The following is a 26,361-nucleotide window of genomic DNA, read 5'->3' on the forward strand; positions in this document are numbered from 1 at the left end:
TTATGGCTTTCACTCCATTTCCTCCACGTCAGCCTACAGCCGCAGCTCGCCTGCCGCTAACACTCATGACTCTTGATGATTGGGCTCTGGCAACCGTGACGGGCAAAGATGCAGAATCGTATCTGCAAGGCCAGGTCACTGCTGACGTCGCACAGCTTGCGGCAAACCAACACACACTTTGTGCACACTGCGATGCGAAAGGGAAAATGTGGAGCAACTTGCGCCTGTTCCATCGTGGCGAGGGATTTGCCTTAATTGAGCGCCGCAATCTGCGTGATGCGCAGCTTGTTGAGCTAAAAAAATATGCAGTTTTTTCTAAAGTCACCATCGCTCCAGATGATGAAAGCGTGCTGATAGGCGTTGCAGGTTTCCAGGCTCGTGCTGCGCTGGCTAATCTATTTTCAGCCTTGCCAGATGCAGAGAATCCGGTTGTTCAAGAAGGTGCGACCACGCTCCTATGGTTCAACTTGCCTGCCGAGCGTTTCATGTTGGTAACGGATGAATCTACCGCTCAATCACTGGCTGAAAAATTACAGGGCGAAGCACAGCGTAACGACAGCCAGCAATGGTTAGCTCTGGAGATTGAAGCCGGTATTCCCGTCATTGAACCGGTAAACAGCGCGCAATTTATTCCGCAGGCAACCAACCTTCAGGCGCTCGGTGGTATCAGCTTCAAAAAAGGGTGTTACACCGGCCAGGAAATGGTGGCGCGGGCGAAATTCCGTGGCGCTAACAAGCGTGCGTTGTGGTTCCTTGCAGGGAAAGCCAGCCGTTTACCCGAAGCGGGTGAAGACCTGGAATTGAAAATGGGTGATAACTGGCGTCGTACCGGTACGGTACTGGCAGCCAGCCAGCTTGATGATGGGCGAGTACTGGTGCAGGTTGTGATGAACAACGATCTGGAAGCCAATAGCGTGCTGCGCGTTCGCGACGATAACGGCAGCGAGCTTGTTATCGAGCGACTGCCTTATTCATTAGAAGATGAGTAAATACCCGTCGTACTTCAAGTTGCAGATGCGTTGACTACGCCTATGCGCCCCAGTGACATTGTTATCTATGCTCTGGGGAGTTATGGTCTGGTCGCCTTTCTGCAACTCGAATTATTTTGGGGCATTGCTTGATGAATATCGGTAATTAATGAATATAGAGATAGATCGCGAGGAAGTGGCAAACACTACCGCCGAGCACAAAACCGTGCCAGATTGCGTGGTTGTATGGAATCCGCTTGCAGACGTAGAAAATCACTCCCAGCGAGTAAATCACCCCGCCAACTGCCAATAGCGTTACGCTGCCCGGCGCGAGTTTAATTACCATCTGGTAAATCACCACCAGCGATAACCAGCCCATCAGCAGATAAGTCACCAGCGACAAAACTTTAAAACGATGTGCGATGGTCAGCTTAAAAATAATTCCGGCCAGAGCCAGCCCCCAAATCACAACCATCAGCCCGCGCGCCAGAGGCGAATCCAGGCCCACGAGTAAAAATGGCGTATACGTCCCGGCTATCAACAAATAAATTGCGCAGTGGTCAAATTTCTTCAGCCAGCGCTTGGCGGGTTGATGGGGAATCGCGTGATACAACGTTGATGCGAGAAACAGCAAAATCATGCTGCCGCCGTACAGGCTATAACTGGTTATTGCTGTCACACTTGCGTTGGTATCAACCGCTTGTATCAGTAACAAAACCAGCCCGACAATCCCAAAAACCAGCCCTATACCGTGGCTAATACTATTGGCGATTTCCTCCGCCATTGAATATCCTTTCGCTATCAATGGTTTGTCAGCCATATGGCAACTCCCGGTGAGACAAAAGATGGATAATGCATTGCACACTCAACTTGAAGGATGACCGGAACAGCATAGCTGAGAATGATTCCAGCTAACACCTGTACGCTAAAATAAATCCGTCAGAGCGTATAACGGTATAGATACAATATATTCACACTAACAATTTACCAATGGAGCACCAGGATGACGCAGCTAGCCTTTGGCGCAATGAGTGAAGTGATTAACTTTCTGATGGAGATCGACAAGCTAAAACTTATTGAGCGGCGCACTAAGATTATCGGTCATGGCCGCCCCGAAAACTCGGCGGAACACAGCTGGCATTTTGCCGTAGCAGCCATGAGTCTTGCTCCCTTCGCACCAGAAAATGTTGATATTTCCCGCGTCGTCCAGATGGCATTACTCCATGATATCGTCGAGATAGATGTCGGTGATGTCCTGGTTTATGACCTTGCCGCTCGCGCAGCCATTGCCGAGAAAGAAGCCATCGCAGCTGAAAGGTTGTTTGGATTGTTACCTGAACCACAGAGCACTCTGTTTTTACAGCTCTGGCAGGAATATGAAGCTGGTGCCACTGCCGATTCTCGCTTCGCAGGTGCACTCGATAGAATCCTGCCTATCCTGCAAAATTTGCATAACGATGGGCAAAGCTGGCGCGAGAATGGAATTTCACTCGAACAAGTGTTGAAGCGCAATTCACTGGTGGGCGAAAGCTGGCCGGAATTATGGCAACATGTCGTCGGTCATTTATATTCAGCGCAAGAAAAAGGCTGGTTAATTTAATTCGGGAAGACCCAGATGTTTACTCATGCAGCAATTGCCAATCTCAATGGCCTGGAAATGCTGGTCTATAACTTTGTCATCAAAAATCGTGACAAAGTGATGTACATGACTATCCGCGAGTTGGCTGATGCGGTGGGCGTTTCCACGACTACCGTGCTGCGTTTTTGCCGCAAGCTGAATTGCGAAGGCTATTCTGAATTTCGTGTGCGCTTTAAATTATATCTGGAACAGAATGATGAACAGCTGGTGAATTTTGGTCCAAGTGAAATCATCAGCTTTTTTAAAAGTACCAATAATGAAGAGTTCGATAATTTAATCGACCGTGCTGTTGATATTATTTGTTCTTCAGAACGTATTATATTTGTCGGTGCCGGAACATCTGGCGCCTTAGCAAAATATGGCGCACGCTTCTTTTCTAACGTTGGTAAATTCAGTAACCATATTGATGACCCTTATTTCCCAGTCACTAATGACATGGCGAAAAATGCCCTGGCAATTGTACTGTCAGTTTCCGGTGAAACAGAAGAGATCCTGCGCTTCGCCAGCCAGTTCAGCCTGCACAACTGTAAAGTGCTCTCCATTACCAGCCATGAGAACTCAGCGCTGGCAAAGCTTGCAGACTTTAATATCTCCTGGCACATTCCACTTACACGCGTCGGCGGGGTGTATGACATCACCACGCAAATCCCTGTCATTTATATTTTAGAGACCATTGGCCGTAAATTGGCTAAGAAAATGGCATAAAAAAAACAGCCTGTTTTTTCCGTGTAACAAATCACATGAATCGTGATTTGTTATATCGTGACAATTAAATCTCATTTGCTAGACTCCAGACCAGAGCTTATTAATGCACTGCCATTTTGTGATGTATCCCACATTATTTCTGGCACTGACAGTGAGATTACAAAATATGAAAAAACTGACTTTACCAAAAGATTTTTTATGGGGTGGTGCAGTTGCTGCACACCAGGTTGAAGGTGGCTGGAACAAAGAAGGTAAAGGCCCAAGTATTTGTGATGTATTGACAGGTGGCGCTCATGGCGTGCCGCGTGAAATCACTCAGGAAGTTATCCCTGGCAAATATTACCCGAACCATGAAGCCATTGATTTCCATGGCCGTTACAAAGAAGACATCGCGCTGTTTGCAGAGATGGGCTTCAAATGCTTCCGCACTTCAATCGCCTGGACGCGTATTTTCCCGAAAGGTGACGAACTTCAGCCTAATGAAGAAGGGCTCAAATTCTATGACGACATGTTCGATGAGTTGCTGAAATACAACATTGAGCCGGTTATCACCCTATCCCACTTTGAAATGCCGCACCATCTGGTTACCGAATACGGTGGCTGGACCAACCGTAAAGTGGTCGATTTCTTTGTTCGTTTTGCCGAAGTGGTGTTTGAACGCTACAAGAGCAAAGTGAAATACTGGATGACCTTCAACGAAATCAATAACCAGCGCAACTGGCGTGCGCCGCTGTTCGGTTATTGCTGCTCTGGCGTGGTTTACACCGAGCACGACAACCCAGAAGAGGTGATGTATCAAGTTCTGCATCACCAGTTCGTGGCGAGCGCTATGGCGGTGAAGATTGGTCACCGCATCAATCCGGAGATGCAGATCGGCTGCATGCTGGCGATGGTGCCGCTGTACCCGTTCTCCTGCAAACCAGAAGATCAAATGTTCGCTCAAGAATCGATGCGTGAACGTTATGTCTTTACCGACGTGCAACTGCGCGGTTACTACCCATCTTATGTGTTAAACGAGTGGGAGCGCCGCGAGTTCAACATCAAAATGGAAGCAGGCGACGAGCAGATCCTGCGTGAAGGCGTGTGTGATTACCTTGGTTTTAGCTATTACATGACGAATGCTGTGAAAGCAGACGGTGGCAGTGGCGATGCGTTGTCTGGTTTCCAGGGCAGCGTGCCAAACCCACACGTTAAAGCCTCTGACTGGGGCTGGCAAATTGACCCGGTTGGCCTGCGTTATGCGCTGTGTGAGCTGTATGAACGCTACCAGAAACCACTGTTCATCGTTGAGAATGGTTTTGGCGCTTACGACAAAGTGGAAGAAGATGGCTCAATCAACGACGATTACCGCATTGATTATCTGAAAGCTCATGTTTCCGAAATGATGAAAGCGGTCACGTATGACGGCGTAGATTTGATGGGATATACCCCGTGGGGCTGTATTGACTGTGTTTCCTTCACCACCGGACAGTACAGCAAACGCTACGGCTTTATCTATGTGAACAAGCACGATGATGGTACTGGCGATATGTCCCGCTCACGCAAGAAGAGCTTTAACTGGTACAAAGAAGTGATTGCCAGCAACGGCGAAAATATCTAATCCTCTCTAAAAGGGCACTTTGGTGCCCTTCATTCCCCTGTCTTGATTGGTACAGGCTATTTAAACGATAGCCCAGGCCTGCCTTTTCCCTTGATGCTGCGCAACAAGCGATCCGCTTAAATTCATCACCATCATAGCCACATGGAATCTGTGGATTTTAAGGAGTGCGGATTCTGCTTTACCTCTGAGAAAGGGAAAATCAATGAAAAAAATAATAAAACTATTGGGGATAGCTTTCGTGGGTGGCGCTGCGTGTTATCTCGGGCTGGTCGGCTATGTGCACTATCATGATAAACAGCGTATTGATGCTTCGTTCGCGCAAAAGGAGCCTTCGGTACTTAATACTAAAGTTCTGAATATTCTTCAGGAAAAAGGGTGTGATTACTGCCATACCCCTTCTGCAAAACTGCCCTTTTATGCTTCCTTCCCAATAGCCAAACAGCTAATGGAGTACGACATCCAGCTCGGCTATAAATCCTTTAATCTGACCCAAATCCGGGAAAGTCTGAATAACAATACCGCCGCGCCACAAAGCGATATCACAAAAATAGAGTGGGTTATGGAGCATCAAACCATGCCGCCCACGCGATACATTGCACTTCATTGGGCAGGAGAGATGGATGAAGCAGAGCGGAGTACGCTGCTTGAGTGGGTTAAACACCAGCGTCTGAATTACTACGCGACGCCTGATATGGCTGAAAATCGCCGTAATGAACCTGTTCAGCCTATCCCTGAATCCCTTCCTGTTGATGCGCAAAAAGTGGCTCTGGGGATGCGGCTTTATCACGATCCTCGCCTTTCTGGCGACAACACTATTTCCTGCGCACATTGCCACCAGCTTGGTGCAGGCGGTGTAGACGGACGTAAAACCTCGCAGGGCGTAGAAGGTGCTATCGGCCCGATTAATGCACCAACCGTGTTTAACTCAGTGTTCAATATTGAGCAATTCTGGGACGGGCGCGCGCCAGATCTTCAAGCACAGGCTGGTGGCCCGCCGCTGAACCCAATTGAAATGGCTTCAAAATCCTGGGGTGAAATCACAGGCAAACTCAACCAGGATCCAATCCTGCTCCGCGATTTTACCGCCGTATATCCGCAGGGCTTAACTGGTGCCACAATAACCGATGCAATTGCAGAGTTTGAGAAAACCCTTATCACACCGAATGCCCCTTTCGATTTGTATTTAAGAGGTGATGATAAGGCACTGACCGCACAGCAAAAGCATGGCTATCAGCTTTTCAAAGACAACAAATGCGCTACCTGCCACAGCGGGAAAATTCTGGGTGGCCGCTCGTTTGAACCCCTTGGGCTGAAAAAAGATTTTAGCTTTGGTGAAGTCACCAGTGCCGATATCGGACGCATGAATGTCACCAACGAAGTACGTGACCGTCTGCGTCAGAAAGTACCGACGCTGCGTAATGTTGCACTCACCGCACCCTACTTCCACAGGGGGGATGTCAACACGCTTGATGAAGCAGTTAAAGAGATGTTGAAGTACCAGGTTGGAACCACATTGCCGCAGAAAGATGTTGATGACATTGTGGCATTCCTGAACACACTGAACGGTGTATATACCCCTTATCCGCTCAACTAAACCAGCCAGTTACCGCTTGCCTGCATGGGCAAGCGGTCTTTTTTTAGACAGGCAAGGCGAAGCGGAAGCAGGCACCCGTTTCTGGTCTTTCCACCAGCGCAATATCGCTACCGTGTAGCTGCAGCATCTGGCGAACAATCATCAGCCCTAATCCACCGACTCTGACATGTGACTGATTAACAATCGACGGGCGCACAAACAATCCCTCTTTCAGTTCCTGTGGGATGCCAGGTCCGCTATCGCTAATCTGCACCATCACTTTTTCGCCCTCTTTCCACAAACGTACCGCGACAGTTCCCTGCTCTGGAGTGTGGCGAATCGCATTGTCGAGCAAGTTAGTCAGCACCCGCTCAATCATCCCCAAATCCGCATCAATTAACGGCAAACCAGGTTGAATATCGGCCACCAGTTGCAGCTGACGAGTTTGCGTCATGAGTTCGAATTTCTGGAAGACATCCTGCAACAGTTCACTCAGGCAGAAATGCTCTTTCTGCGGCTTCACCACGCCATATTCCAGACGCGCCAGCTCAAACAATGATTGTGCAAGAGTCCGTACTTTCTGGCTCTGCGCTAAAGCGATTTCCAGATACCGTTTTTTCTCGGCTTCGGAAAGTGTTGCAGACATAACAGATAAACTTTCCAGATAACCGTGAAGTGAAGTTAACGGAGTGCGCAGGTCATGAGAAATATTGGCGATAAACTCACGACGCAACTGGTCTTGCTGCGAAAGGCGGTGCCATTGTTCCGAAATCCGCCGCGCCATCATGATAACCCCCTGGCGTAACAGGCTAATTTCATCATTGCTCTGTATTTTTTCGGAAGGCAGCGCGGCCATAGCCTGCATTTCTGCCATTCCGCCGGTTTCCAGCGCATTAACCTGGCGTGAAAGCGAGCGCAGTGGCCGGGTAATCCAGCGAAATGCCAGCCCCCCAACAATCAACCCCAATAACGCAACCAGGCTGATGGAGAGCAGAACCACTTTAAATAACGTATTCGACTGCGCGTCACTGGCGAGCGCATTGTAATTTTCACCGAGCAAAATGACATACAGATAGCCTTTTACCTGCCCGTTTTGCCGCATCGGTGCCACGCTAAACACTTTCTTACCATCAATACTGCGCGGATCGTCACCGTAGATCGGATACTGCCGATCGTTAAGTGCTGACTGGATCGGATCCAGATCGACTTGATGGCGTTTAATATGATCCGGTGGCGCGGCATCACCAATGATATTGCCTTTCTCATCCAACAGATAAACTTCAACGCTTGGGTTTACCGTCATGAGATGATCAAACAGCGTGCGCACAGAATCATTATTCAGGCCATCTTGCCCAAGCAGCGGGTAGCTCTGGTTGATGTGTTCAGCCAGTGAGCCGGAAAGCTGTTGAATGACCGCCTGGCTATACTGCGTGCTGGTGCGAATTTGCAACCACCCCAGCAGGGAGCAAGAGGTGATGAGTAACAACGCAAAAACCAGAGTCAGGCGCTGTGAAAGAGTGAGTTTTCGCATGGTTTACTCGTGTCGCGGTGCGATGAATTTGTACCCTTTTCCCCACACCGTCAGAATGAATTCAGGCTCTGCGGGGTTATCTTCAATCTTGATGCGTAGCCGATTGATGTGCGTGTTTACCGTATGTTCATAACCTTCGTGTTGATAGCCCCAAACCTGGTTGAGCAAATTGAGCCGGGAGAAAACTTTGCCAGGGTGTTTGGCAAAAAACCACAGCAAGTCAAACTCGCGCGGCGTCAATTCAACAGGTTGTTCTCTGAGGCGCACATCTCGCGCCAGCGGGTCAATCGTAAGTCGGTCAAAAGTCAGTGTTCCTGCATCCTGCATCAGGTTCTGGCTCATCGCTTCCTGGCGGCGGAAAAGCGCTTTAACGCGTGCGACAAGTTCCAGCATCGAAAATGGCTTTGCCAGGTAATCATCGGCGCCAAGTTCCAACCCTAAAACCCGGTGTGTTTCACTGGATCGCGCGCTTATCATCACAATCGGCGTATAACGCGTCATGGTGCGAGCGTGGCGGCATATTTCCAGGCCATCAACACCTGGCAGCATGAGATCCAAAATCAGCGCATCCCAACCGCCCTGTTTCAGTAGTTCCAGCCCCAGAGTGCCGTCTGCTGCATGGACAATCTCATAGCCTTCTTCTCGCAAATGGAGTTGCAGAAGTTCAGCAATATTTTCGTCATCCTCGACGATTAATAACTTTTTGGGCTTCATCACTTCGCCTTTTATACCTGCGTTAAAGGAAGTCTATACAACAAACGGGCGTGGAGTTATCACATTTAATTTAACTTTTCGTGAGACTTTGGCGAACAGATTTAGGCCACACTTATTTCAACGCAATAACCGGAAATAAAACGATGGATACTCCAACGTTTCAGGTTAAACCCATTATCGTACATCCGATGTGGTTGAGGATTTGCCACTGGCTGAATGCACTGGCGATGCTTGTCATGGTGGCAAGCGGATGGCGAATTTATAACGCCTCACCACTGTTTAATTTTACTTTTCCAGGCGAGTTAACCCTCGGTGGGTGGTTAGGCGGTGCGTTGCAGTGGCATTTTGCAGGAATGTGGCTGTTTGGCATAAATGGCGGGGCTTATCTGCTGATTAATATTTTTAGCGGACGCCTGAAACGCAAATTTTGGCCGCTGTCGCCGCGCGAGTTGATAAAGGACTTTCTTGCTGCTCTACGTGGGAAGTTGGCCCATGCGGATCTCAACCACTACAACACCGTACAAAAACTGGCGTATCTGTTCGTGATGTTCGACGGGATCATTCTAGTTTGTTCAGGTCTGGTGGTGTGGAAATCAGTGCAGTTTCCACTATTACGCGAATTATTGGGTGGTTATGACAACGCGCGTTTTATTCATTTTTATGCCATGTCTGGAATGGTGGGGTTTGTCGTCATTCACCTGATTATGGTGGCGCTGGTGCCAAAAACTTTACTCGCCATGCTACGCGGACGATAAGGGAAAAAGATGAACAATAAAAATAAGCTTTTCTCTGACTCGGATAAAGCGGTCATTATTCACGATGCCACACAAGAAATTAATAAGCAGTTATCATCGGAAGGCCGCCGCCGTTTTTTAAAACAAGGCTTAACGCTGGGTGGTTTGATGATGCTAACCGGTTGCGATATTAGTGATAATCAATCGGTAGAAAACACATTAAGCCGTATATCACGTTTTAATGATCGGGTGCAGGGCTGGTTATTTAATGCCAATGACTTGGCTCCGGTTTATCCAGAAAGCATGATGACACGGCCATTCCCCTTCAATGCTTTTTACAGTGAAGAGGAAGCACCTGTGGTTAATGGCGACGCATACCGCCTGGAAGTCACCGGTTTAGTGGCTGATAAACGCCCGTGGACACTCGCCCAACTGCACCAGATGGCTCAGGTAAGTCAGGTGACACGCCATATCTGCGTTGAAGGCTGGAGCGCCATTGGCAAGTGGGGAGGTGTGCCATTCTCGCTGTTTCTGAAAAGCATTGGTGCCGATTTAAATGCGCGTTATGTCAGCTTCAAATGCGCTGACGATTACTACACCAGTATTGATATGGCGACAGCGCTGCACCCACAAACCATTATTGCATTGACTTACGACGGTGAAATATTGCCGCGTAAATATGGTTTCCCCATGAAATTAAGAATGCCAACCAAGTTAGGTTATAAAAACCCAAAGCATATTTTAGTTATGGAAGTCACCAATCGTTATCCCGGAGGTTATTGGGAGGATCAGGGATATAACTGGTTCGGTGGAAGTTAATACCCTTCATAATTCAAGCGGCAGAAACGTTGACTGCCACACGAATTACTCTGATTTCACAAACCTAAGTAGTTAATTAAACGACGAGGATATAAAAAATGAAAAAACTCTACACTGCCCTGATGTGCTCAGCATTATTCTTTGGCGTAACGGCTGCAAATGCTGCCGATAATATGGCTAAAGATAATATGGCCAAAGATAACATGGGGAAAATGTCCCATGACTGCTCTAAAGACAGTATGAAAAAAGACTGCATGTCGAAAGACCATATGTCAAAAGACGGTATGTCTAAGGATCATATGTCCAAAGACAATATGTCTAAAGACAATATGGCTAAAGACGAGATGGGTAAAAAGTAATAACCCGAATAATGGCAGCTCACCGAAGCATTCAGGTGACTGCCATTTGTCTTATTTACCGCCCGCTAAATCCAGGAAACTTCCCGTCACGTAAGAGGCGTTATCGCTAAGCAACCAGGCGATGGCCTGTGCGACCTCTTCTGGCTGGCCACCACGTTTCATCGGCAAGAGATCTTTTACGCGATCGACTCTACCGGGTTCACCACCAGAAGCATGCATTTCGGTATAGATAAAACCTGGCCGCACGCCATTTACACGAATACCCTGCGCTGCGACCTCCACAGAAAGCCCGGTGGTTAACGTGTCTACCGCACCTTTCGACGCCGCATAATCAACGTACTCACCCGGAGCACCTAAACGTGCCGCGGCAGACGAAACATTAACAATCGCGCCCCCCTTTCCACCGTGGCGAAACGCCATGCGTTTTACGGCCTCCCGGCAACAGAGGAAATAGCCAGTGACGTTGGTCGCCAGCACCCGATTGATACGTTCAGCGGTCAGTTCTTCAATGGTGGATTGCTGGAACAAAATCCCGGCGTTGTTGACCAGCGCGGTCACTGGCCCAAAAGCATTGTCGATTTCGGCGAACATCGCCGTCACTTGCAGTTCATCGGCAATATCCGCTTTGATGGCAAGTGCCTTGCCGCTGTGCGCACGAATAATACTTACCACTTCATCAGCGGCTTGTTTGCTTTGCTGATAATTAATCACAACTTTGTAGCCAGCCTGTGCCAACAGGATAGCGGTCGCCCTACCTATGCCACGACTTGCGCCCGTTACCAGAACCACGCCCATTTTGCCTCCTGATCTACAGATAAAACAAAGGGCACCGAAGCGCCCTTAAGAGTGTATCGCGTGATAAATGTTACTGATATTCACTCATTGGCACACAAGAACAGAACAGATTGCGGTCGCCATATACATCATCCAGACGTTTCACAGTTGGCCAATATTTATTGCTATGGCCTACCGGGAACACCGCCAGTTCGCGGGTATATGGATGCGTCCAGTCAGCAACAATTTCGTCCTGCGTGTGCGGCGCGTTAACCAGCGGGTTATCTTCCAGCGGCCATTCACCACGCGCAACACGGTCGATTTCAGTGCGGATTGTCAGCATCGCATCGATAAAGCGATCCAGCTCCAGTTTGCTTTCAGATTCCGTTGGCTCAACCATCAGCGTACCCGCAACCGGGAACGACATAGTCGGTGCATGGAAGCCGAAATCAATCAGGCGCTTGGCAATATCCAGCTCACTAATGCCGGTCTCTTCTTTCAGTGGGCGAATGTCGAGAATACATTCATGCGCCACATGGCCGCTGCGCCCGGTGTACAGAATCGGGAATGCCGATTTCAGGCGAGTCGCAATATAGTTCGCATTCAGAATGGCGACCTGACTGGCCTTCTTCAGCCCCTGCGCACCCATCATGCGGATGTACATCCAGCTGATTGGCAAAATTGATGCGCTACCAAACGGCGCTGCGGAAACCGCACCCTGCTGGGTCAACATCTCTTCAATTTGCACCACGCTGTGGCCTGGTACGAACGGAGCCAGGTGCGCTTTCACGCCAATTGGACCCATACCTGGACCGCCACCACCGTGTGGAATGCAGAAGGTTTTGTGCAGGTTAAGGTGCGAAACATCCGCGCCGATATATCCCGGAGAAGTAATCCCCACCTGTGCGTTCATGTTTGCGCCATCCAGGTAAACCTGGCCGCCAAACTGATGAACGATCTGGCACACTTCGCGGATAGTCTCTTCATATACGCCGTGGGTGGACGGGTAAGTGACCATGATACAAGACAGCGCATCGCCCGCTTGTTCTGCTTTCAGACGCAGATCGTGCAGATCGATGTTGCCTTGTTTATCACAGGCCACCACCACCACTTCCATGCCCGCCATTTGCGCTGACGCCGGGTTAGTCCCGTGCGCAGAGCTTGGGATCAGGCACAGATTACGGCTGCCTTCATTGCGGCTTTCGTGGTAGCGACGAATCGCCAGCAGGCCCGCATATTCGCCCTGCGCACCTGAGTTTGGCTGCATGCAAAGTGCGTCGTAACCGGTCAGTTTCACCAGCCAGTCAGATAGCTGGGAAATCATCTGGTGATAACCTTCTGCCTGGTTTGCCGGGCAGAACGGATGCAATTCTGAGAATTCAGGCCAGGTAATTGGGATCATCTCAGCGGCAGCATTCAGCTTCATGGTGCATGAACCGAGCGGGATCATCGCCTGGTTGAGCGCCAGATCTTTGCGCTCAAGCGAATGCATATAACGCATCATTTCGGTTTCGCTGTGGTAGCGATTGAATACTGGATGGGTCAGGATCGCGTCTTCACGCAACATGCCTTTTTGAATAGATAGGCTATCGCCCGCTACGTTTTGATCTAATTTGTCGATATCCAGGCCGTGGTTGTCACCCAGCAATACAGTGAACAACGCCTGCACATCTTCACGCGTAGTCGCTTCATCAAGCGTGATGCCAACTGCATTGAGAATGTCGCTACGCAGGTTGATTTCATTAGCTTCAGCACGCGCCAGAACCGCACCTTTATCGGCCACTTCTACACACAGGGTATCGAACCAGTGTTTGTGGCGCAGCACGAGGCCTTTTTGTTGCAGGCCAGCCGCAAGAATATCGGCCAGGCGGTGGATGCGCCCGGCAATGCGTTTCAGGCCAGCCGGACCGTGGAACACCGCATACAGGCTCGCGATGTTCGCCAGCAGAACCTGGGAGGTACAAATGTTGGAGTTGGCTTTCTCGCGGCGGATATGTTGCTCGCGAGTTTGCATCGCCATGCGCAGCGCAGTGCGGCCTGCCGCATCGCGGGAAACGCCGATAATGCGGCCTGGCATAGAACGTTTGAATTCGTCACGTGCAGCAAAGAATGCAGCATGTGGGCCGCCGTAGCCCATTGGCACACCGAAACGCTGCGCGGAACCAAACACAATGTCGGCACCTTGCTTGCCTGGTGCTGTCAGCAGAACCAGCGTCATAAAGTCAGCGGCAACGCTCACGATGACTTTGCGTTGTTTCAGCTCAACAATCAAAGCGCTGTAATCATGCACTTCGCCGGTAGTGCCCACTTGTTGCAACAGCACACCGAACACGTCCTGGTGATCCAGCACTTTCGCGGCGTCGTCAACAATCACGTCAAAGCCAAAGGTTTCAGCACGGGTGCGCACCACGTCCAGCGTTTGCGGGTGTACGTCAGCGGCAACAAAGAAGCGGTTGGCATTTTTCAGTTTGCTGACGCGCTTAGCCATAGCCATGGCTTCGGCTGCGGCGGTAGCTTCGTCCAGCAAAGAAGCAGAGGCGATATCAAGCCCCGTCAGGTCCAGCGTTACTTGCTGGAAGTTAAGCAGTGCTTCAAGACGGCCTTGTGATACTTCCGGCTGATACGGCGTGTACGCGGTATACCAGCCTGGATTTTCCAGCATGTTACGTAGAATCACCGGGGGAGTTTGCACCGCGGTGTAGCCCATGCCGATATACGTTTTAAAACGTTTGTTGCGGCTGGCAATGGTCTTTAATTCAGCCAGGGCCGCGAATTCGGTTGCAGCCTCACCCACCTGTGGTGGCTCGGCAAGCTGGATATCAGCCGGAACGATTGAAGCAATCAGCTCGTTTAACGAACGAGCGCCAACCGCCTCCAGCATTTCGTGTTGCTGTTGCGCGTCTGGTCCAATGTGACGGTCGATAAACGCTTCGTGATTTTCAAGCTGACGTAAAGACTGGGTCATGAGCGGTGATTCCTGAAACATGTGGGGCTTTAGCGGTGGATGGCACTACGTTTATCCACCCTACAAAACCGGGCTGGTACAGCTCACCCGAATAATTCCGATTCCCAAAATCATTTGTGTTGCTGCCAGGCGGCAAGTGAAAACATTCCCAGGAGCGTACATAAGTACGTGACTGGGGTGTTTGAGCTACGCCAACACCCCAGCAACACGAAGGATGAAGGGAATTTACTCGTCTTCTAGCAGCGCTTCGTACGCAGTCGCATCCAGCAAACCGTCCAGTTCGGACTCGTCGCTGGCTTTGATCTTAAAGATCCAACCTGCCGCGTATGGCTCGCTGTTGATAAGCTCGGGCGCATCGCTGAGTGCATCGTTTACTGCGATGATTTCACCGCTGATTGGCGCGTAAATATCAGAAGCCGCTTTGACAGATTCGGCAACGGCGCAATCATCACCGGTGCTCACTGTTGCGCCCACTTCTGGCAGGTCGACAAACACCATATCGCCCAGCAGCTCTTGCGCGTGTTCAGTGATACCAACGGTGTAAGTACCATCAGCTTCTTTACGCAGCCATTCGTGTTCTTTGCTGTATTTCAATTCGTTAGGAACATTGCTCATTGTTTTTCTCCTGATTTCAAATTCACTGCGCGACAGCTTTACCGCCGCGAACAAAAATAGGTTTCGTCACTTTAACGGGCATTTCACGGTTACGGATTTGCACAATGGCGGTTTCGCCGATACCTGCCGGAACACGCGCCAGAGCAATGCTGTAACCCAGTGTTGGCGAGAAGGTTCCGCTGGTGATCACGCCTTCACGGATGTTGCCTGATTCATCAGTAAAGCGAACAGGCAGCTCATTACGTAATACGCCTTTCTCCGTCATGATCAAACCCACGAGCTGATCGGTGCCTTTCTCACGCTGGCTCTCCAGGGCTTCACGACCAATAAAATCACGGTCTTCCGGTTGCCAGGCGATAGTCCAACCCATATTGGCAGCCAGTGGAGAAACACTCTCATCCATTTCCTGGCTATACAGGTTCATACCGGATTCCAGACGCAGCGTGTCACGCGCGCCAAGCCCGCAAGGTTTCACGCCAATCTCGACCAGCTGCGCCCAAAATTCGGCAGCTTTTTCGTTTGGCATCGCAATTTCGTAGCCCGCTTCACCGGTATAACCGGTGGTCGCAATAAACAGATCACCCGCTTGAACACCGAAGAATGGCTTCATACCAGCAACCGCTTGGCGTTGCTCTTCGGTAAACAGCTGCGCGGCTTTTGCCTGAGCGTTTGGCCCTTGTACGGCAATCAGCGACAAGTCATCACGCACGGTAACGGAGACAGAGAACGGTTCGGCGTGTTGGTTAATCCAGGCCAAATCTTTTTCACGGGTGGCAGAGTTCACCACCAGGCGGAAGAAGTCTTCAGTCTGGAAATAGATAATCAGGTCATCGATAACACCGCCGGAGGCATTGAGCATGGCGGTGTAGAGGGCTTTACCCGGTTGGGTGAGTTTGGCTACGTCATTGGCGACGAGATAACGCAGGAATTCGCGGGTACGGCTGCCTTTCAGGTCAACGATGGTCATGTGGGAGACATCAAACATACCGGCATCGTTGCGCACTGCATGGTGCTCATCAATCTGCGAGCCATAATGCAATGGCATCATCCAGCCGTGGAAGTCCACCATGCGCGCACCGCAGAGATTGTGCTGTTCAAACAAAGGGGTCTTTTGAGTCATTTTTTCCTCTTTAACCATCTGGTTGAAAAGCGCATTTCGCTTTTCTTTTCTTCAGACGAAACCCAGCACCGCCTTCGATCCCGAGGGCGACGCAAACGTTACCTTTTGTCTGAAGTTACCACTGAATGGGGGAGTAAACCATAAGGCTAAAACCGTTATAGCATTAGCTTATGACCAAAATAGAAGGCGCAGCATGCAGAGTATTCGACTGGAAAAATGCGAGACACTACGCATAAATAAGAAGTGTTTAAGTCAGAATTTAGCGTTAGCTAACATTTACGACCATTTCAGAAACAAATTCACTACAACGCTAAAATCGTGGGATGAGAAAAAGTAATCCGAAATAACAGGTGAGATTAGAATTTTTCAAATGAGAGAAGGTGATCGTTATCACACCGAATGCTCTAAATAATTCGAGCTGCAGCAAGGCGGCCAACTTGGCTATCCCCGGAAGCTTACTAAAGTAAGTGACTGGGGTAACTGAGTGCAGACAACGCCGTTGCAGCTTGAAGTATGACGAGCATTTATCTTAACCAGTCTGGAAGATCGTGTAGACCCATCGCCTGACGAACTAATTGCGGTTTCACGCCTGGAAGGGTATCGGCCAGTTTAAGGCCAATATCGCGCAGCAGTTTCTTCGCCGGATTGCTTCCGGCAAACAAATCACGGAAGCCCTGCATGCTAGCAAGCATCATTGCCGCACTGTGCTTACGGCTGCGCTCGTAGCGGCGTAAATACATATGCTGCCCGATGTCTTTGCCCTGGCGATGCAGACGACGCACTTCATCAATCAGTTCAGCGGCGTCCATAAAGCCCAGGTTCACGCCCTGCCCGGCAAGCGGATGGATTGTGTGTGCCGCATCGCCAACCAATGCCAGACGGTGGGCGGCAAAATTGCGGGCATAGCGGCCAGTCAGCGGGAAAACCTGACGCTCACTTGCAACGCTGCACAAACCCAGGCGCATATTGAAGGCCATGCTGAGCACCTGGTTAAATTCTTCGGCTGTCGCCTGCTGCAAACGCTCTGCTTCAAGCGGTGGTAATGACCAGACAATGGAGCACAAATGCGGGTCGCTTAATGGCAAGAAAGCCAGGATCCCCTCGCCATGAAACACCTGGCGAGCTACCGCTTGATGGGGTTCAGCGGTGCGAATAGTTGCCACCAGCGCATGGTGTTTATAATCCCAAAAAGTGAGCGGGATATCGGCCTGGTTGCGCAGCCAGGAGTTGGCACCATCAGCCCCGACGACCAGACGTGCAGTCAGCATGGCACCATCTTTAAGGGTAATGAATGCTTCGTTTTCGCCCCAGGCAACTTGCTGCAATTCAACCGGGGACATCAAAGTGATATCGCTGCACTGTTCGGCGCGTTGCCACAATGCATGGTGAATCACCGCATTTTCGATAATGTGGCCAAGATGGCTGAAACCAAAGGATTTATCATCAAACGCGATATGCCCGAAGCTGTCTTGATCCCACACTTCCATGCCGTGATAGCAACTGGCACGCTGGGAGATAATTTTCGGCCAGACGCCAAGGTGAGTCAGCAGTTTTTCGCTGGCGGCATTGATGGCCGAAACGCGCAAAGCGGGTGCAGATTCAGGTGCCAGCGGCTGTGGGAGATGGTTCTCCAGCACCGCAACACGCAAGCCGCTGCCTTGCAGACCACAGGCAACCGCCAGTCCAACCATACCACCACCAACAATCGCCACATCAACGCTTTGCAAATTGACTCTCCTTAAAAACCTGTTTTAACGTGCAACCAAACCGAGGGTACGCATAGCCAGCAAATCACGTGCCGGAGTAAAATGTTCCATCGCCATCAGCCCGAGATTGCGCCCCACGACAAGCGGAGCCCAATGGTTAGCAAACAGCTGCACCAGGCCATCGGTCACACCAATGGTGGCAATTTTGTCTTCATGGCGGCGCTGCTGATATTCAGCCAAAACGCCATAGCCGCCAATATCCTGAGATGCTTCATGTGCCACCGCCAGGTTTTCAGCCAGCGACATCACATCGCGCAAACCCAGGTTAAAGCCCTGCCCGGCAATCGGATGCAGCGTTTGCGCAGCATTGCCCACCAGCACAACACGGTGAGAAACCGACTGCGTGGCCGTGGTTAATACCAGAGGATATTGTGCCCGCGCGCCTGCATGGGTGATGCGCCCAAGCCGCCAGCCAAATGCGCGTTGCAGTTCATTGCAGAACCGCTCGTCATCCCACTGCGCAATGCCAGCCTGAGCCGCCAGAGGATGGCACCAGACCAGCGAACAGCGCCCATCAGACATCGGTAACATTGCCAGCGGCCCATGCTCGGTAAAACGCTCAAAAGCACGACCATTATGGGGCTGCGATGTGGTGATGTTGGCAATAACCGCCACTTGCTGATAAGCCTGCTGCTGCCAGGTCATGCCACACTGCGCACCAAGCTGTGAGCGAGAACCATCTGCAGCCACCAACAATTGGCCTTCAATGCATTCGCCATTATCGAGCTTAACGCTCACTTTATCGGTTTCACGAGTAAAGGACGCGACACGCTGCGGGCAATGCAACGTCACGCCAGGCGCTTTGCGTAACAACGCAAATAACCGCAGCCCAACATCATGCAGTTCGACCACTTGCCCCAGTGCAGGAATCTGATAATCCTGCGCTTCCAGCGTAACAAAACCGGCATGCCCGCGATCGCTGACATGAACAGTTGTGATAGCCGTCGCGCAGTCCTGAATGGCAGGCCACACCCCGATGCGGGTTAATTGCTGGCACGTCCCTTGCGCAATGGCGATGGCGCGCGCATCAAAACCAGGATGCGCCGCACAGTTAGGTGCTGCCGCTTCAATCAGATGAACCGGCAACTTTCCGTGGGTCAAATGCGATATAGCTAGCGCGAGCGTCGCACCCGCCATACCGCCACCGACAATAATCACGCTCATGAGTGCCGTGCCGCCGCCATTAACGCTTCAATGTCATCCGCCGATTTCACCACGCTTGCCGTCAGGTTTTCGTTACCGTCAGCGGTGATGAGAATATCGTCTTCGATACGAATACCGATACCACGGTACTCAGCGGGCACATCGGCATCTGGCGCAATATACAAACCAGGTTCAACGGTAATCACCATGCCAGGTTCAAGCAAGCGTGAGCGGTCTTTACCGTAATGACCGACGTCATGCACATCCAGTCCCAGCCAATGGCTCAGGCCATGCATAAAGAATGGACGATGGGCGTTATCAGTAATCAGCTGGTCAACATCGCCTTTGAGAATCCCAAGGTTGACCAGGCCGTTAACCATAATGCGTACCACCTGCGTGGTGACTTCTTGCATTGAGGTGCCCGGGCGGTAGAGCTGGAGAGCGGTTTCCAGTGACTCAAGAACGATGTCGTAAATCGCCCGTTGAGGTGCGCTAAATTTACCGTTCACCGGGAAGGTGCGGGTAATGTCACCGGCATAACCTTTGTATTCGCAACCGGCGTCGATCAGCACCAAATCGCCATCACGCATTTGGCTTTCATTTTCGGTGTAATGCAAAATGCAGCCGTTTTCGCCGCTGCCAACAATGGTGTTGTAAGACGGGAAGCGCGCACCGTGGCGGTTAAATTCGTGAAGAATTTCGCCTTCGAGCTGGTATTCAAACATCCCCGGACGGCATTTTTCCATCGCACGGGTGTGCCCGAGTGCCGTGATTTCCCCGGCGCGGCGCATGGCGACTATCTCTTCTTCCGACTTAAACAGGCGCTGCTCGTGAACCCACGGACGCCAGTCGGTCAATGTCGCGGGGGCGGCAAGATTCTGGCGCGAGCCACGGCGCAGTTTATCAAGGGCGGCAAAAACGATGGTGTCAGCGTAAGCGTGTTCGCCCTGCGCGTGATAGACAACATCGAGACCATTGAGCAACTGCTGCAGTTGCTCATCAATTTCGGAAAATGCCAGCGCACGGTCAACGCCCAGTTTCTCGGGTGCCGCTTCCTGGCCAAGGCGACGCCCAAACCAAATTTCTGCGGTTTTATCGCGCAGGCGATTGAACAGCACGCTGTGATTATGGGTTTCGTCGCTTTTAATCAGCACCAATACCGCTTCCGGTTCATTGAAACCCGTGAAGTACCAGAAATCGCTATTCTGGCGATACGGGTACTCACTGTCGGCACTGCGTGTTACCTCGGGAGCGGCAAAGATGAGCGCGGCGCTTGCCGGTACCATTTTGGCTAACAACGCCTGACGGCGCCGGAGAAATTCGTGCTGATTCATCACACCTCCTGAAGCTAATAATGATTAATGCAGAGTGGGTTTTTGCACTTCTGGCGCGGTCGGAACCTGGCGCGTGAAGGTGTCGTGGCACAACAATGCCGCAACGCGCACATACTCGATAATCTCTTCGAGTGACATTTCCAACTCTTCTTGATCTTCATCCTCGTCGTAGCCCAATTGCGCAATGTTGCGCAGATCGTCGATAGCTTCCCCGGTTTCGCCGGTGACTTTATCGAGCTTAGGCTGCGTTACGCCAAGGCCCAGCAGGAAGTGGTTTACCCAACCCGCCAGTTCGTCGGCACGCTGGAATACGGTAACGTCGTCGCCATCGGGCAGGTAAAGCTGGAACAGGAAACCGTCATCTTCCAGCGAATCGCTCGTTGCACCGTGCATCTGGCGCAATGTGTCGGCAAGGTTTTGACCAAAGGCCAGCCCTTCGTTTGTCAGGTCGTGTAGCTGTGGCTGCCAGCTGGTATCTTTGTTGCCACCGCACAGCATACCGCTAATCAAGCCGTGCATTTCAGAGGCCGTCAGGCCCACACCTTGTTGGTTCAATAGTTGGCCGACTAAGTCGTAGTCAGGCATAGTGTTCTGTATAGACATGCGCATTCGCCATCGTTGGCAGGGATAGTTCATGTTATGCTACCACCAGGGACCCCAAGGCACCAGAAAAGGGCTTGTATCTTCATTTCGGGATAGCTATAGTGACGCCCCTTTCGTAGCCTGGCACAGGTTAGCGAGAGGCAGGCGAGTTAACAGCAGGAAGGTGGCATGTCTGCACAACCAGTCGATATCCAAATTTTCGGTCGTTCATTGCGCGTGAATTGTCCGCCTGAACAACAGGATGCACTGAATCTTGCGGCCGAAGAGCTTAATCAGCGGTTGCAAGATTTAAAAGTTCGCACTAGAGTCACAAATACTGAGCAGTTAGTTTTCATCGCAGCACTGAACATTTGCTACGAACTGGCTCAGGAAAAATCGAAAACCCGCGACTACGCTTCCAATATGGAAGAACGTATTCGGATGTTACAGCAGACCATCGAACAAGCGTTGCTTGAGCAAGGTCGCATAACAGAAAGACAGGGTCCAAATTTTGAATAACACTTCACAGTTACCTATGGTAGAGTGACTTTGAAGACCAAATTTCTCTGAGATGTTTGCATGCGGGCCAGTCCCCTGAGCCGATATTTCATACCACAAGAGTGTGGTGATCCAGATTCTGTGAGCATGCTCGGTCCGTCCGAGAAGCCTGATGATTCTGACGCTGCACTCACCTTGAACCAAGGGTTCAAGGGTTACAGCCTGCGGCGGCATCTCGGAGATTCCCTCTTTCTACCAAATTAGTCATCACCATGACGAAAATTCAGCTAATCCCATCGCTTCGCTCAGAAATCCGACAACACATTCGGCAACGACGCCGTGCACTCACGCCAACTGAACAACACCATTTTGCTGAACTTGCCGCTGTGCGCATGCTTGCTTATGAGCCCATTGCGAAAGCTGCGACGGTCGCTGTGTTTTTGTCGTTTGACGGTGAGCTAGATACCACGCCACTGATACGCGCCTTATGGCACGCGGGAAAAACCGTTTACCTGCCCGTCCTGCATCCCTTTAGTAAAGGCAATTTGCTGTTCCTGCGTTATGCCGAGGATAGCCATCTGGTGATGAACCGTCTGAAAATCCTTGAGCCTAAACTTGATGTGCGTGACGTGCTGCCGCTGGATAAACTGGATGTGCTGATTACGCCGCTGGTCGCGTTCGACGAGCAAGGGCAAAGGCTGGGAATGGGTGGCGGCTTTTACGACCGTACGTTGCAGAACTGGCAGCAGCATGGCTTGTGGCCAGTTGGGCTGGCACACGATTGCCAGCACGTTCCGGCGTTACCTGCGCAAGAGTGGGATATCCCGCTGCCTGCGGTGGTCACGCCATCGCGTATCTGGCAGTGGTAAACTCAGGCTACACGCAGTTTCAGTAACTGCTTTGTGTGCCAGTATTGCAGTATCAAAACCGTAAACAACGCACCGAGAAGCGCACAAAACATATCTGATTGCGTGTCCCAGACATCGCCCTGCGTACCCAAAAACTCATCTGCACCCTGCCCTAATGACAACGCCGCCGCCCATTCAATGAGTTCATACAATGCACTGATGGCGAGCGCTACGCAGCAGACCAGAAACGCGACCATTTTGCGCCCACGGACATAGCCACCACGAATCAGGATTTCCCGTGCAGCGAGTGCCGGAACCAGCCCCTGGAAGAAATGGCCGAGTTTGTCATACGGGTTGCGGCTCAGGCCGAACCATTCCTGCACATCAAAGCCAATGGGTACTTTCGCGTAGGTATACAAACCGCCGACCATCAAAATAATGGCGTGGAAGAAAATCAGCGTATACAGAAGTGGAGTCAGCGGGTAACGAGCGTGAGTCGCTAAAAGCAGAGGGACGATAATAATGACCGGCGTGACTTCCATCAGCCAGGTAAGCCTGTCTGCGGTGCTAAGGCCCGTATAGATGAGAATCAACAACAGGATAAAGGCACCGGATTTTAAGAATGTACTGGTCATGTTGTTTCGCCGCCTGGCTAAAAGCGTAACTATCAGTGGGCAGGGTGAAAAAAACAACTCAGGAAAAGGACTTTAAGAAAAAACAGGAGCCCATGCAGGCTCCAGTAGATTTGAGATTAGTAAAGCAGACGAGCGCGAATAGTGCCTGGAATCGCCTTCATAGATTTCAGTGCAGCTTCAGCAACATCTTCTTCAGCGTCCACATCAATCACCACATAACCCATTTGCGGCGTTGTTTGCAGGTACTGAGCGGCGATGTTGATGCCCTGGTCGGCAAAAATCTGGTTAAGCGCGGTCAAAATCCCCGGGCGGTTTTCGTGAATGTGCAGCAAACGGCTGGTACTTCCACCATGCAATGGCAGGGAAACCTCAGGGAAGTTCACGGCAGACAATGTTGAACCGTTGTCAGAGTATTTCGCCAGCTTGCCAGCCACTTCCAGACCGATGTTTTCCTGTGCTTCCTGAGTAGAACCGCCGATGTGCGGAGTCAGGATCACGTTATCAAATTCACACAGTGGTGAGTTAAACGGATCGCTGTTCGTCGCAGGCTCAGTTGGGAACACATCGATTGCCGCGCCAGACAGATGCTTACGTGCTAAAGCATCACACAGGGCAGGAATATCCACCACAGTGCCACGTGCGTCATTGATAAGCAGCGCGCCTGGCTTCATTAATGCCAGTTCATTGGCACCAATCATATTTTTAGTGGAGGCGTTTTCAGGCACATGCAGGCTGACTACGTCGCTCATATTGAGCAAATCAGACAAGTGCTGCACCTGAGTGGCATTGCCTAACGGCAGTTTGTTTTCGATATCGTAGAAGAAGACGTTCATGCCAAGCGCTTCAGCCAAAATACCCAACTGAGTCCCGATATGGCCGTAACCAATGATACCGAGTTTCTTGCCGCGCGCTTCATAAGAACCCACAGCCACTTTATTCCACACACCACGATGTGCTTTAGCATTAGCTTCTGGCACACCACGAATCAGCAGCAACAGTTGGCCAATAACCAGTTCAGCAACAGAACGCGTGTTGGAGAACGGAGCATTAAACACTGGCACGCCGCGTTTAGCCGCAGCATTCAGGTCAACCTGGTTAGTACCGATGCAGAAACAACCCACCGCCACCAGCTTTTCAGCAGCAGCCAGAACATCTTCAGTTAAGTTAGTGCGGGAACGCAGACCAATGAAATGCGCATCACGGATCGACTCTTTCAGGGCTTCGCTGTCCAGCGCGCCTTTATGGTATTCGATGTTGGTATAGCCTGCTGCGCGAAGGTTATCCACGGCTTTCTGGTGTACGCCTTCCACCAGCAGGAATTTAATCTTGTCTTTATCCAGTGATACTTTTGCCATTTCCCGACCCTATTTTTAGAACTGATGTTGTGCTGTGTGATAAGACACCCTTCTGCCAAAATATCAAAAATTACGGGCGGGGCAATATAAACGATTGCGCAGGCATCTCGTCAGAAAAGGAATAAGGCGTATAGGGCAGCAGAAAATGCTAATCAGGGAAGATAACCAGGAATGAAAAGTAGACAGTTGTTAATAATGTGACATATGTCACCAAATTTAGCGTTAGATTATTTTGTCATTTTTTATTCATTTTAAGGGGCGCTACTGCGCCCCGGTCATATCATTTCACAATGGTTTTCACGCCATCGGCAGTACCAATCAACGCCACATCCGCACCACGGTTAGCAAACAGGCCAACCGTCACGACACCAGGGATGCCGTTAATCGCATTTTCCAGTGCGATTGGCTCGGCAATGCTCAGGCCATAAACATCAAGAATGATGTTGCCGTTATCGGTCACCACACCCTGGCGGTATTCAGGGCGGCCGCCCAGTTTGACAAGTTGGCGAGCCACACAACTACGCGCCATTGGAATCACTTCAACTGGCAGCGGGAAATTACCGAGTATACCCACCTGCTTAGACGCATCAGCGATACAGATAAACTTTTCCGCCACAGACGCGATGATTTTTTCACGGGTCAGAGCGGCGCCACCGCCTTTGATCATTTGCATTTGGCCGTTGATCTCATCTGCGCCATCAACGTAGATGCCCAGTGAGTCAACTTCGTTAAGATCAAAAACAGTTATACCAAGGCTTTTCAGTTTGGCGGTGGAAGCGTCGGAGCTTGAAACAGCACCATCAATCTGATGTTTGATAGTCCCGAGAGCATCAATAAAGTGTGCGGCCGTTGAGCCGGTACCCACACCAACGATCGTGCCTGGTTGCACGTATTGTAATGCTGCCCAGCCGACTGCTTTTTTCAGTTCATCCTGCGTCATGGTTTTTTGCCTGTGTGCTATGAAAACTGACGCGCATTATAGTGCAAGCGCCATGAGATTGTCCCCGTGAATGGCTGAACTCATCCGATCTTTGTGGTTTTGGTCTGGATCGAGTGCAAATTTATGTCATAGTGCTGGGATAACAAAAACAGGAGTCAGCTAACAACAATGAAACGCCCGGACTATAGAACACTACAGGCGCTGGATGCAGTTATTCGTGAACGTGGTTTTGAGCGTGCGGCACAAAAGCTCTGCATCACTCAATCAGCCGTTTCACAACGTATCAAGCAACTGGAAAATATGTTCGGCCAGCCATTGTTAGTGCGCACCGTGCCTCCTCGTCCAACCGAACAAGGACAAAAGCTATTGGCGTTATTGCGCCAGGTGGAATTGCTTGAAGAAGAGTGGTTGGGCGATGAGCAAACTGGTTCCACACCACTCCTTCTGTCTCTTGCGGTCAACGCCGACAGTCTGGCAACCTGGTTGCTGCCAGCGCTCGCGCCTGTGCTTGCCGACTCCCCTATCCGCCTGAATCTTCAGGTGGAAGATGAAACCCGAACACAAGAACGCCTGCGTCGTGGTGAAGTAGTCGGTGCGGTGTCTATTCAGCCACAGCCGCTGCCAAGCTGCCTGGTCGACAGACTGGGTGCGTTGGATTATTTGTTTGTCGGTTCAAAAGATTTTGCCGCGCGCTATTTCCCGAACGGCGTCACGCGTTCTGCCCTGCTAAAAGCCCCTGCTGTCGCGTTTGACCATCTCGACGATATGCACCAGGCGTTCTTGCAGCAAAACTTCGATTTGTCACCGGGCAGCGTACCGTGCCATATCGTTAACTCGTCAGAAGCCTTTGTGCAACTGGCTCGCCAGGGCACCACATGCTGCATGATTCCGCATCTGCAAATCGAAAGAGAGATTAATAGCGGTGAGCTGATTGACCTGACGCCAGGCCTGATGCAACGCCGTATGCTGTACTGGCACCGTTTTGCACCGGAAAGCCGCATGATGCGCAACGTTACCGACGCACTGCTGGAATACGGGCATAAAGTTCTACGACAGGACGCAGAATAGAAGAAGGCCGCTAATATTTAGCGGCCTTCTTGTTTTGTCGGATGACGATAACGCTTATCCGACCTACATTTTTGCA

General features: G+C 50.8%; 25 protein-coding genes and 1 other RNA gene. 12 read left to right on the plus strand and 14 right to left on the minus strand.

The features are described from left to right. Positions 1-2: 2 nt before the first annotated feature. Positions 3-989, plus strand: coding sequence for a tRNA-modifying protein YgfZ (gene ygfZ, locus EDF88_RS10395; protein ID WP_134184560.1), 987 nt, complete (start codon positions 3-5; stop codon positions 987-989). Positions 990-1,134: 145 nt separating this feature from the next. Here the strand turns inward: ygfZ and EDF88_RS10400 are convergent, their stop codons facing one another. Then, a complete protein-coding gene (locus EDF88_RS10400) occupies positions 1,135-1,788 on the minus strand; it encodes a hemolysin III family protein (protein ID WP_134184562.1) in 654 nt (217 codons plus the stop codon). Between the two features lie 183 nt (positions 1,789-1,971). Between EDF88_RS10400 and EDF88_RS10405 the strand changes: the two genes are divergently transcribed. The 4 genes from EDF88_RS10405 to EDF88_RS10420 all read left to right on the plus strand — a co-directional run bounded on the left by EDF88_RS10405 (position 1,972) and on the right by EDF88_RS10420 (position 6,506). Then, entirely contained in the window at positions 1,972-2,568 is a 597-nt protein-coding gene (locus EDF88_RS10405; RefSeq protein ID WP_064513596.1) for an HD domain-containing protein, read from the plus strand. Positions 2,569-2,583: 15 nt separating this feature from the next. After that, positions 2,584-3,312 carry a MurR/RpiR family transcriptional regulator gene (locus EDF88_RS10410; protein ID WP_064513598.1) on the plus strand — a complete coding sequence of 243 codons (729 nt, stop codon included), beginning with the start codon at positions 2,584-2,586 and terminating at the stop codon, positions 3,310-3,312. A gap of 166 nt (positions 3,313-3,478) precedes the next feature. Then, positions 3,479-4,912, plus strand: a complete 1,434-nt coding sequence (locus EDF88_RS10415) for a 6-phospho-beta-glucosidase (protein WP_134184564.1) — start codon at positions 3,479-3,481, stop codon at positions 4,910-4,912. Between the two features lie 202 nt (positions 4,913-5,114). Further along, positions 5,115-6,506, plus strand: a complete 1,392-nt coding sequence (locus tag EDF88_RS10420; protein WP_134184566.1) for a cytochrome-c peroxidase — start codon at positions 5,115-5,117, stop codon at positions 6,504-6,506. Positions 6,507-6,549: 43 nt separating this feature from the next. On the opposite strand, the gene EDF88_RS10425 is transcribed toward EDF88_RS10420, so the two are convergent. After that, a complete protein-coding gene (locus EDF88_RS10425; RefSeq protein ID WP_134184568.1) occupies positions 6,550-8,016 on the minus strand; it encodes an ATP-binding protein in 1,467 nt (488 codons plus the stop codon). A gap of 3 nt (positions 8,017-8,019) precedes the next feature. Further along, positions 8,020-8,733 carry a response regulator transcription factor gene (locus EDF88_RS10430; RefSeq protein ID WP_064513606.1) on the minus strand — a complete coding sequence of 238 codons (714 nt, stop codon included), beginning with the start codon at positions 8,731-8,733 and terminating at the stop codon, positions 8,020-8,022. A 140-nt stretch (positions 8,734-8,873) separates the two neighbouring features. Between EDF88_RS10430 and EDF88_RS10435 the strand changes: the two genes are divergently transcribed. From EDF88_RS10435 to EDF88_RS10445, 3 genes are all read left to right on the plus strand, one after another. Beyond that, the gene (locus EDF88_RS10435; RefSeq protein WP_064513608.1) at positions 8,874-9,485 is read left to right on the plus strand and encodes a cytochrome b/b6 domain-containing protein; all 612 of its coding nucleotides are present in this window, start codon (positions 8,874-8,876) and stop codon (positions 9,483-9,485) included. A gap of 9 nt (positions 9,486-9,494) precedes the next feature. Continuing rightward, positions 9,495-10,283, plus strand: coding sequence for a molybdopterin-dependent oxidoreductase (locus EDF88_RS10440; RefSeq protein ID WP_134184570.1), 789 nt, complete (start codon positions 9,495-9,497; stop codon positions 10,281-10,283). Positions 10,284-10,381: 98 nt separating this feature from the next. Next, positions 10,382-10,642 carry a pentapeptide MXKDX repeat protein gene (locus EDF88_RS10445; protein WP_134184572.1) on the plus strand — a complete coding sequence of 87 codons (261 nt, stop codon included), beginning with the start codon at positions 10,382-10,384 and terminating at the stop codon, positions 10,640-10,642. A gap of 51 nt (positions 10,643-10,693) precedes the next feature. On the opposite strand, the gene EDF88_RS10450 is transcribed toward EDF88_RS10445, so the two are convergent. The 8 genes from EDF88_RS10450 to EDF88_RS10485 all read right to left on the minus strand — a co-directional run bounded on the left by EDF88_RS10450 (position 10,694) and on the right by EDF88_RS10485 (position 20,962). Then, the gene (locus EDF88_RS10450; protein ID WP_134184574.1) at positions 10,694-11,437 is read right to left on the minus strand and encodes an SDR family oxidoreductase; all 744 of its coding nucleotides are present in this window, start codon (positions 11,435-11,437) and stop codon (positions 10,694-10,696) included. 70 nt (positions 11,438-11,507) lie between these two features. Then, positions 11,508-14,381 (minus strand): aminomethyl-transferring glycine dehydrogenase, encoded by a 2,874-nt coding sequence (gene gcvP, locus EDF88_RS10455; RefSeq protein ID WP_134184576.1) that lies wholly within the window; start codon positions 14,379-14,381, stop codon positions 11,508-11,510. A gap of 225 nt (positions 14,382-14,606) precedes the next feature. After that, on the minus strand, positions 14,607-14,996 hold the full coding sequence (gene gcvH, locus EDF88_RS10460; protein ID WP_064513618.1) for a glycine cleavage system protein GcvH: 390 nt from the start codon (positions 14,994-14,996) through the stop codon (positions 14,607-14,609). 22 nt (positions 14,997-15,018) lie between these two features. Beyond that, positions 15,019-16,116: a glycine cleavage system aminomethyltransferase GcvT gene (gene gcvT, locus EDF88_RS10465; protein ID WP_134184578.1), complete on the minus strand. Its 1,098-nt coding sequence runs from the start codon at positions 16,114-16,116 to the stop codon at positions 15,019-15,021. 524 nt (positions 16,117-16,640) lie between these two features. After that, positions 16,641-17,843: an FAD-dependent 2-octaprenylphenol hydroxylase gene (ubiI, locus tag EDF88_RS10470; protein ID WP_134184580.1), complete on the minus strand. Its 1,203-nt coding sequence runs from the start codon at positions 17,841-17,843 to the stop codon at positions 16,641-16,643. A gap of 24 nt (positions 17,844-17,867) precedes the next feature. Then, complete coding sequence (ubiH, locus tag EDF88_RS10475) at positions 17,868-19,046, minus strand: 2-octaprenyl-6-methoxyphenyl hydroxylase (protein ID WP_064513622.1); 1,179 nt, start codon at positions 19,044-19,046, stop codon at positions 17,868-17,870. Further along, on the minus strand, positions 19,043-20,359 hold the full coding sequence (gene pepP / locus EDF88_RS10480) for a Xaa-Pro aminopeptidase (protein ID WP_134184582.1): 1,317 nt from the start codon (positions 20,357-20,359) through the stop codon (positions 19,043-19,045). The genes ubiH and pepP overlap by 4 nt, the downstream gene beginning before the upstream one ends. A gap of 24 nt (positions 20,360-20,383) precedes the next feature. Further along, entirely contained in the window at positions 20,384-20,962 is a 579-nt protein-coding gene (locus EDF88_RS10485; protein ID WP_134184585.1) for a YecA family protein, read from the minus strand. Positions 20,963-21,130: 168 nt separating this feature from the next. On the opposite strand from EDF88_RS10485, the gene zapA reads away from it, so the two are divergent. The 3 genes from zapA to EDF88_RS10500 all read left to right on the plus strand — a co-directional run bounded on the left by zapA (position 21,131) and on the right by EDF88_RS10500 (position 22,308). Next, positions 21,131-21,460 (plus strand): cell division protein ZapA, encoded by a 330-nt coding sequence (gene zapA, locus EDF88_RS10490; protein WP_034457736.1) that lies wholly within the window; start codon positions 21,131-21,133, stop codon positions 21,458-21,460. A gap of 41 nt (positions 21,461-21,501) precedes the next feature. Next, a non-coding RNA gene (gene ssrS / locus EDF88_RS10495) (6S RNA) lies at positions 21,502-21,685 on the plus strand. 26 nt (positions 21,686-21,711) lie between these two features. Further along, positions 21,712-22,308: a 5-formyltetrahydrofolate cyclo-ligase gene (locus EDF88_RS10500; RefSeq protein WP_134184587.1), complete on the plus strand. Its 597-nt coding sequence runs from the start codon at positions 21,712-21,714 to the stop codon at positions 22,306-22,308. A 2-nt stretch (positions 22,309-22,310) separates the two neighbouring features. Here the strand turns inward: EDF88_RS10500 and EDF88_RS10505 are convergent, their stop codons facing one another. The 3 genes from EDF88_RS10505 to rpiA all read right to left on the minus strand — a co-directional run bounded on the left by EDF88_RS10505 (position 22,311) and on the right by rpiA (position 25,217). After that, the gene (locus EDF88_RS10505) at positions 22,311-22,922 is read right to left on the minus strand and encodes a DUF2238 domain-containing protein (protein ID WP_134184589.1); all 612 of its coding nucleotides are present in this window, start codon (positions 22,920-22,922) and stop codon (positions 22,311-22,313) included. Positions 22,923-23,038: 116 nt separating this feature from the next. Continuing rightward, the gene (serA, locus tag EDF88_RS10510) at positions 23,039-24,277 is read right to left on the minus strand and encodes a phosphoglycerate dehydrogenase (RefSeq protein WP_064513632.1); all 1,239 of its coding nucleotides are present in this window, start codon (positions 24,275-24,277) and stop codon (positions 23,039-23,041) included. Between the two features lie 280 nt (positions 24,278-24,557). Then, the gene (gene rpiA / locus EDF88_RS10515) at positions 24,558-25,217 is read right to left on the minus strand and encodes a ribose-5-phosphate isomerase RpiA (protein WP_134184591.1); all 660 of its coding nucleotides are present in this window, start codon (positions 25,215-25,217) and stop codon (positions 24,558-24,560) included. 168 nt (positions 25,218-25,385) lie between these two features. Between rpiA and argP the strand changes: the two genes are divergently transcribed. Then, positions 25,386-26,285: a DNA-binding transcriptional regulator ArgP gene (gene argP / locus EDF88_RS10520; RefSeq protein WP_064513636.1), complete on the plus strand. Its 900-nt coding sequence runs from the start codon at positions 25,386-25,388 to the stop codon at positions 26,283-26,285. Positions 26,286-26,361 lie beyond the last annotated feature (76 nt).

Source organism: Buttiauxella sp. BIGb0552, from assembly GCF_004366275.1.
Classification (GTDB): Bacteria; Pseudomonadota; Gammaproteobacteria; order Enterobacterales; family Enterobacteriaceae; genus Buttiauxella; species Buttiauxella gaviniae.

What these genes read in the sequence shown, in the direction of transcription:
- ygfZ (WP_134184560.1), top strand. Translation starts at nt 3, where the DNA reads ATGGCTTTCACTCCATTTCCTCCACGTCAGCCTACAGCCGCAGCTCGC.
- EDF88_RS10400 (WP_134184562.1), bottom strand. Translation starts at nt 1,788, where the DNA reads ATGGCTGACAAACCATTGATAGCGAAAGGATATTCAATGGCGGAGGAA.
- EDF88_RS10405 (WP_064513596.1), top strand. Translation starts at nt 1,972, where the DNA reads ATGACGCAGCTAGCCTTTGGCGCAATGAGTGAAGTGATTAACTTTCTG.
- EDF88_RS10410 (WP_064513598.1), top strand. Translation starts at nt 2,584, where the DNA reads ATGTTTACTCATGCAGCAATTGCCAATCTCAATGGCCTGGAAATGCTG.
- EDF88_RS10415 (WP_134184564.1), top strand. Translation starts at nt 3,479, where the DNA reads ATGAAAAAACTGACTTTACCAAAAGATTTTTTATGGGGTGGTGCAGTT.
- EDF88_RS10420 (WP_134184566.1), top strand. Translation starts at nt 5,115, where the DNA reads ATGAAAAAAATAATAAAACTATTGGGGATAGCTTTCGTGGGTGGCGCT.
- EDF88_RS10425 (WP_134184568.1), bottom strand. Translation starts at nt 8,016, where the DNA reads ATGCGAAAACTCACTCTTTCACAGCGCCTGACTCTGGTTTTTGCGTTG.
- EDF88_RS10435 (WP_064513608.1), top strand. Translation starts at nt 8,874, where the DNA reads ATGGATACTCCAACGTTTCAGGTTAAACCCATTATCGTACATCCGATG.
- EDF88_RS10440 (WP_134184570.1), top strand. Translation starts at nt 9,495, where the DNA reads ATGAACAATAAAAATAAGCTTTTCTCTGACTCGGATAAAGCGGTCATT.
- EDF88_RS10445 (WP_134184572.1), top strand. Translation starts at nt 10,382, where the DNA reads ATGAAAAAACTCTACACTGCCCTGATGTGCTCAGCATTATTCTTTGGC.
- EDF88_RS10450 (WP_134184574.1), bottom strand. Translation starts at nt 11,437, where the DNA reads ATGGGCGTGGTTCTGGTAACGGGCGCAAGTCGTGGCATAGGTAGGGCG.
- gcvP (WP_134184576.1), bottom strand. Translation starts at nt 14,381, where the DNA reads ATGACCCAGTCTTTACGTCAGCTTGAAAATCACGAAGCGTTTATCGAC.
- gcvH (WP_064513618.1), bottom strand. Translation starts at nt 14,996, where the DNA reads ATGAGCAATGTTCCTAACGAATTGAAATACAGCAAAGAACACGAATGG.
- gcvT (WP_134184578.1), bottom strand. Translation starts at nt 16,116, where the DNA reads ATGACTCAAAAGACCCCTTTGTTTGAACAGCACAATCTCTGCGGTGCG.
- ubiH (WP_064513622.1), bottom strand. Translation starts at nt 19,046, where the DNA reads ATGAGCGTGATTATTGTCGGTGGCGGTATGGCGGGTGCGACGCTCGCG.
- pepP (WP_134184582.1), bottom strand. Translation starts at nt 20,359, where the DNA reads ATGAATCAGCACGAATTTCTCCGGCGCCGTCAGGCGTTGTTAGCCAAA.
- EDF88_RS10485 (WP_134184585.1), bottom strand. Translation starts at nt 20,962, where the DNA reads ATGTCTATACAGAACACTATGCCTGACTACGACTTAGTCGGCCAACTA.
- zapA (WP_034457736.1), top strand. Translation starts at nt 21,131, where the DNA reads ATGTCTGCACAACCAGTCGATATCCAAATTTTCGGTCGTTCATTGCGC.
- EDF88_RS10500 (WP_134184587.1), top strand. Translation starts at nt 21,712, where the DNA reads ATGACGAAAATTCAGCTAATCCCATCGCTTCGCTCAGAAATCCGACAA.
- EDF88_RS10505 (WP_134184589.1), bottom strand. Translation starts at nt 22,922, where the DNA reads ATGACCAGTACATTCTTAAAATCCGGTGCCTTTATCCTGTTGTTGATT.
- serA (WP_064513632.1), bottom strand. Translation starts at nt 24,277, where the DNA reads ATGGCAAAAGTATCACTGGATAAAGACAAGATTAAATTCCTGCTGGTG.
- rpiA (WP_134184591.1), bottom strand. Translation starts at nt 25,217, where the DNA reads ATGACGCAGGATGAACTGAAAAAAGCAGTCGGCTGGGCAGCATTACAA.
- argP (WP_064513636.1), top strand. Translation starts at nt 25,386, where the DNA reads ATGAAACGCCCGGACTATAGAACACTACAGGCGCTGGATGCAGTTATT.